The organism is Mycobacterium sp. NPDC003449, from assembly GCF_053588415.1.
This window is the reverse complement of record NZ_JBSFPX010000299.1, coordinates 1-5,777: the sequence shown is the minus strand read 5'-3', so window position 1 is coordinate 5,777 and position 5,777 is coordinate 1. Positions and strand designations below refer to the sequence as shown.

The window sequence follows — 5,777 nt, the reverse complement described above, 5'->3', positions numbered from 1 at the left end:
GCTGAATACGCGGGTTCGATTCCCGTCATCGGCTCCACGTTGAGCAGTGAGTACATTGCCCGACCACTTCTGCGGCAAGGGGCTCGTACCGTGCCTGTACCGCGTTAACGCCGTTAGAGAAGACCTGCCGGAGACGGTCGCAACTCGAACTGTCGCCCACATAAGTCCGATATAATCACACTAAGTCGGACTAACGCCGACGCTAGTCCGAGTTAGGGGCGCCATGGCAGGCAGTGGTCCGGCTTGGCCTGCGCACTCCCACGAACAGCGCTCGTGGTCGCAAAGCCAGCGGGGAGGCACCCGCGAGGACAGGACCCTTCGCTCCATCGCGGTATCCCTACCTCCAATGATCGCCGAGCAGGACGTGTACCTCGACGCCGAGTTGGTTGTCGAGCTCGAGTCGGCTATCAGTGAAATCTCCATGCTGGACACCACGTTCGGGGCAGACCTTGCCGCACTCGGCACCTTGCTGCTGCGTACCGAGTCGGTCGCGTCATCCAAGATCGAACGCATCGAGGCAAGCCTGGATGACTACGCCCGCGCGCTGCATGGAATCCGATCCAACCCCAGCGCAGTGTCGATGGTCGGGGCCACCGCCGCCCTTGACGCCATGATCACCGCCGTCGGTCGGAACGCAGACATCTCCTTATCTGCGATCACCACCGCTCACCAAGCGCTCATGCGACACGATCCGCAGGAGGCGCCCAGTGCCGGGCAATTGCGAGATGTCCAGAACTGGATAGGCGGAAGCGACCACTCGCCGCGCGACGCGCTCTACATACCGCCTCCACCCGAGACGGTGCGGATCTATATGACCGATCTTCTCCGGTTTGCGAACCGGAATGACCTTCCGGTCCTCGCCCAAGCCGCGGTCGCGCACGCCCAGTTCGAGTCGATCCACCCCTTCACGGATGGCAACGGCCGCATTGGCCGCGCGCTGATCAACAGCATCCTCCGACGACGCGGTGCGACGACGCGGGTGGTTGTACCGTTGGCGTCCGCATTGGTTGCACATCGCGACCGCTACTTCAGCGTCCTGAACACCTACCGCGAGGGCGATCTGAGGCCGCTGATCCTGACCTTCGCCCGATCGTCGCGGATCGCGGCGGTCGAATCGCGTCGTACCGCAACTCGTCTGGCGGAGATCCCAGCCCAATGGCGTGACATGGTCGGGGCCGTCCGAAGCGACAGCGCCGCAATGAAACTGCTCAGCTTGTTGCCATCGCAACCTATCGTTTCGGCGGAAGACGTCCTACCTCAAATCGATGCGCCGCGGAGCAGCGTGTTCGCCGCGATCAATCGACTGCACCAGGACGGCGTACTGCGGGCGATGACCGATCGCAAACGCGATCAAGTCTGGGGAGCGAGTTTGGTCCTCGACGAGCTCGACGACCTGGGCCGGCGAATCGAACGCGAAAGTAGTTGAACAAGGCAATAGTTGACGAGCCGACCCGGTCAGCCGCCGACCAATCGCCCGCCGGATATTGACGCCCCGTCCTATCCTCAGTGAAGCGTTACCAGCGACAGCGGGGTGTCGGATGACGGCACAACTGACTTGCCGGGCATGCGGCCACGAGCCGCGAACAGGTGCCCGGTTCTGCGATGCCTGCGGTGCGCCGGTTGAGAAGCCCAAGCCCGCCGAATACAAGCAGGTGACCGTCTTGTTCGCCGATGTCGTGCGGTCGATGGACATCGCTGCTCGGCTCGGCGCCGAACGTCTTCGCGAGATCATGACCGAGCTGTTCAACCGCTCGGCGAGCGTGGTGCAGCGCTACGGCGGCACCGTCGACAAGTTCACCGGTGACGGCATCATGGCGCTGTTCGGAGCTCCGGTCGCCTTGGAGGATCACGCTTTTCGTGCCTGCCTGGCCGCACTGGAGATCCAGCATTCGACCGGCCAACTCGCCGCGGAAGTCCAGGCGCACGACGGTATCGCGCTTCGCCTGCGGGTCGGGCTCGATTCCGGCCAGGTCATCGCAGGCGACTTCGGCGCCGGCTCGATGAGCTACACCGCGATCGGCGATCACGTCGGCATGGCGCAGCGGATGGAGTCCGCGGCGCCCCCTGGTGGGGTGATGCTCAGTGAATCCACCGCGCACGCGGTGCGGGACCGCGTGATCCTCGGCGAACCCGAGGAAGTGCAGGTCAAGGGCTTTGACCGACCGCTGCGCGCACACCTGCTGCACCGCGCGAAACCGCAGCACGGTGTCGACACCGGCAAGTCGCCGCTGGTCGGCCGGCGATGGGAACTCGCCGCCATCGAAGCCATCCTGGACCGGGCCGTCCGTGGACACGGTTGCGTCGTCGGCCTGACTGGGCCGCCCGGCATGGGCAAGACCCGCCTGGTCCAGGAGGTGGTGACGATGGCCGCGACGCGCGGCGTCGAGGTGTACTCCACCTTCTGCGAGTCACACACCAGTGAGGTCCAGTTCCATGCGATCGCCCGACTGCTACGCGCCGGGCTCGGGGTGGCCAACCTCGAACCGAGCGCGGCCCGCGAGAAGGTGAGAACGCAAGTACCGGAAGCCGATCCGCAGGATCTGCTGCTGCTCGACGACATGCTCGGCATCGCCGAGCCGGGCGTCGAGTTACCGGCGATCGATCCCGACGCCCGTCGACGCCGGCTCACCAAGTTGGTCAACGCCGCCTCCCTGGCCCGCACCAGCGCAGCGGTGTACGTGATCGAGGATGCGCACTGGATCGACGCGGTGAGCGAATCCATGCTCGCCGACTTCCTTCTGGTCACCCCGCAGACCCCGTCCCTGATGGTCATCACCTATCGGCCCGATTACACCGGCGTACTGGCCGGCCTGCCCGGCTCGCAGACCATCGCCCTTGCGCCGCTTGACGATGCGGAGACCACCAGGCTGATCACCGACTGGCTGGGCCCGGATCCGGAGGTCGCCGAACTGTCCAAGGCCATCGCCGCGCGGGCCGCCGGAAACCCGTTCTTCGCCCTGGAGATCGTGCGTGATCTCACCGAACGCGGGCTGCTGCATGGCGAACGCGGCGGATATGTGCTGCGGGGTGAACCCGCGTCGGTCAGCGTGCCTGCCACGCTGCAGGCGGCGATCGCGGCCCGCATCGACCGTCTCGAGCCGAATGCCAAACGCACCCTGACCGCCGCCGCGGTCATCGGATCCCACTTCACCGCCGACCTGTTGGCTCACCTGGATATCGAACCCAGCGTGGACGAGTTGATCGCATCCGGGCTGATCGACCAGATCAAGTTCACCCCACGCGCCGAGTTCGCGTTCCACCAACCGTTGATCCGCACCGTGGCCTACGAGTCGCAACTGCGCGCCGACCGAGCCGACCTGCACCGCAGGCTGGCGTCCGCCATCGAAACAGCCCGCCGCTCATCGGCCGACGAGAATGCGGCGCTGATCGCCGAACATCTCGAGGCGGCCGGCGACGCACGGGCCGCATACACCTGGCACATGCGGGCGGCCACCTGGTCCACCAACCGTGATGTGGCTGCGGCGCAGGTGAGTTGGGAACGTGCCCGCAAGATCGCCGACGGCCTACCGGAAGGCGACGAGGACGGGCTCGCCATGCGTATCGCCCCCCGAACGCTGTCGTGCGGAAACGCCTTCCGCGCCCACATCGACGTCTCCGGTGCCCGCTTCGACGAACTGCGCGAACTGTGCGAGGAAGCCGGCGGCAAAGCCTCCCTCGCCATCGCGATGACCGGTCTGATCGGCGAACACTTTGTCCACGGCAGGGTGCACGACGGTGCGCTGCTGGCCTCCGAGCACACCACCCTGATCGACTCCCTCGGCGATCCGGCGTTGACAGTGGGGCTGTCCGTCGTGTCGATCGCGGCGATGGCCACCGTCGGCGATATGCGCGAGGTTCTGCGGCGCTCGCAACTCGTGATCGACCTCGCCGACGGCGACGTCGGCAAGGGCGCTGTCATTCTCGGGGCCCCGCTTGCGGCGGGCTACGCGTCACGCAGTGTCGGGCGGTGGGCACTTGGTCATACCGGGTGGCGGGATGACATCCAGCGGGCGGTCGCCATGGTGCAGGGTTCGGACTCGATGTCGGTCGGCGTGGCCATCACCTACGCCTACTGCATGGCGATCGGAAACGAAGTCCTGCTCCCCGACGACGACGCGTTGCGCACCATCGACGACGCGCTGGCCGACGCCGAACGGTCCGCCGATGACCTGGCGTTGGGGTTTGCGCTCATGACGAAGGGCGTCGCCCTGCTCTCACGCGGCGCCGAGCGTCGAGCCGAAGGGTTGAACCTGCTTCGGCAGGTGCGCGAAATGTGCCTCGCCGAGCAGTTCTACCTTGCCCACCGCCCGGTCCTCGACGCCTGGATCGCCTATTGGACGACGACGGGCGACTACGCGACGCTGCCCGCCCTGCGTGACGCGTACCGCGCCCTGTTCGACGACGGCCAGTTGGCGCATTGCATCGTCTCCAGCCAGTTCCTGGCGGAGACGCTGATCGCCCGAGACTCCGACGGGGACCTGCAGGAAGCGGCCACCGTGATCGACCGGTTGGCCGAGGTGGCGATCCTCGACGACTGGGTGACCCGCGACCTCACCCTGCTGCGGCTGCGCGCGCTGCTGGCCCGCGCGCGCGGCGAGGAAGACAGCTACCGCGATCTCCGGGACCAGTACCGGGAGATGGCCGCCCGCTTCGGTTTTGACGGGCACATGGCGCTGGCCGCCGCCATGGACTGACCGGCGCGCCGACGGGTGAGCGGGTAGCAGCACAGCCCGATCAACAACGCCGCGAAATGACCGATCGCGGTGAAGTTGATGTCGGCGATCAGCGCGGCACCGAGGTAGACGACAGCCGCGCCGAGGTAGAGCCAGCGCCACGGCCGCGGGATGCGATAGGCCAGCGCCGCACCCACCCCGGCCAGGAAGTAGCTGACCCCGATGTCGCGGCCATGTACCAGCCCTTCGGGGACCAGGTGCTCGCGGATCGCCAGGTACAGCAGGCCTTCACTGATGTAGGTGGCGACCACGTGCGCGGTCAAACCGATGATCAGCCAACGGATCTGGCCGAACCGGCGTTCGGCAGGGGCCAGGATGAGGGTGAACATCACCAGATACGGCGTCCAGTACCGGCCGTCGATCCAGATCAGGCTGGTGAACAGCACGTACAGCGGGTCGGTCTCCAGGTGGTGGATATTGGTCGAGCTGTCGACCAGCACCTCGTGCAGCTGTCGCTCGTGCAGTTGACGCTGGACGATCGTGGTGACCAGCAGGACCGCGAGCCATGAATAGGTCAGCGGTGCGCTGCGCACATAGCGCCACACCGCGGCCGGCCACGATCTCCACCGCACCGCACAAGTATGTCGCCGGCGCCGGGTCACTCAGCGCAGGTAGGTCTCGCCGCCCGACGGGTAGCCGCCGCCCTTGGTGGTGATGTGGACGTGGTCGTAGTGGCCGTAGCTGCCGGCCCGCGCGCCGCCGCCGGGTGTGTAGTAGGTGTCGCGCCAGATGCAGTCCTGCAGGCTGAACCGGTCGGCGTTCTTGAGGGCGTACGCCACGATCTCGTCACCGAGGGCGATGCCTGCCGAGCTGCTGGGGTTCGGGATCATCACGTCGAGCGCGAGACCGTTGGGATGCCAGCGCAGCGCATCCGGCCGCACCCCACCGATCTGCTGAACCTCGGGGAAGTCCGCGGTGATGCTGCGGGCGGCCAGGATGGTCTTGATCTGCAGGCCGCGTTCCGGGGCGAGTCCCACCGGCAGCAGCTGCGGGATGTTGATGACCCGCCACCGCGACGCCGTGGCGGGCTGCGTCGCGGCCACC

3 protein-coding genes and 1 pseudogene are annotated in these 5,777 nt (G+C 66.7%); 2 read left to right on the top strand and 2 right to left on the bottom strand.

Going from position 1 to position 5,777, the window contains the following annotated elements; translation table 11 throughout:
• Nucleotides 1-346 precede the first annotated feature (346 nt).
• Nucleotides 347-1,426, top strand: a complete 1,080-nt coding sequence (locus ACWDTP_RS36980; RefSeq protein WP_450028183.1) for a Fic family protein — start codon at nt 347-349, stop codon at nt 1,424-1,426.
• 112 nt (nt 1,427-1,538) lie between these two features.
• Complete coding sequence (locus ACWDTP_RS36975; protein ID WP_450028182.1) at nt 1,539-4,694, top strand: ATP-binding protein; 3,156 nt, start codon at nt 1,539-1,541, stop codon at nt 4,692-4,694.
• On the opposite strand, the gene ACWDTP_RS36970 is transcribed toward ACWDTP_RS36975, so the two are convergent.
• Together ACWDTP_RS36970 and ACWDTP_RS36965 are read right to left on the bottom strand one after the other, a co-directional pair.
• Nucleotides 4,607-5,305 carry a rhomboid-like protein gene (locus ACWDTP_RS36970; RefSeq protein WP_450028181.1) on the bottom strand — a complete coding sequence of 233 codons (699 nt, stop codon included), beginning with the start codon at nt 5,303-5,305 and terminating at the stop codon, nt 4,607-4,609. The two genes, ACWDTP_RS36975 and ACWDTP_RS36970, sit on opposite strands and share 88 nt — an antisense overlap.
• Before the next feature lie 30 nt (nt 5,306-5,335).
• Nucleotides 5,336-5,777: pseudogene (locus ACWDTP_RS36965) on the bottom strand (hypothetical protein); the annotation flags it as partial.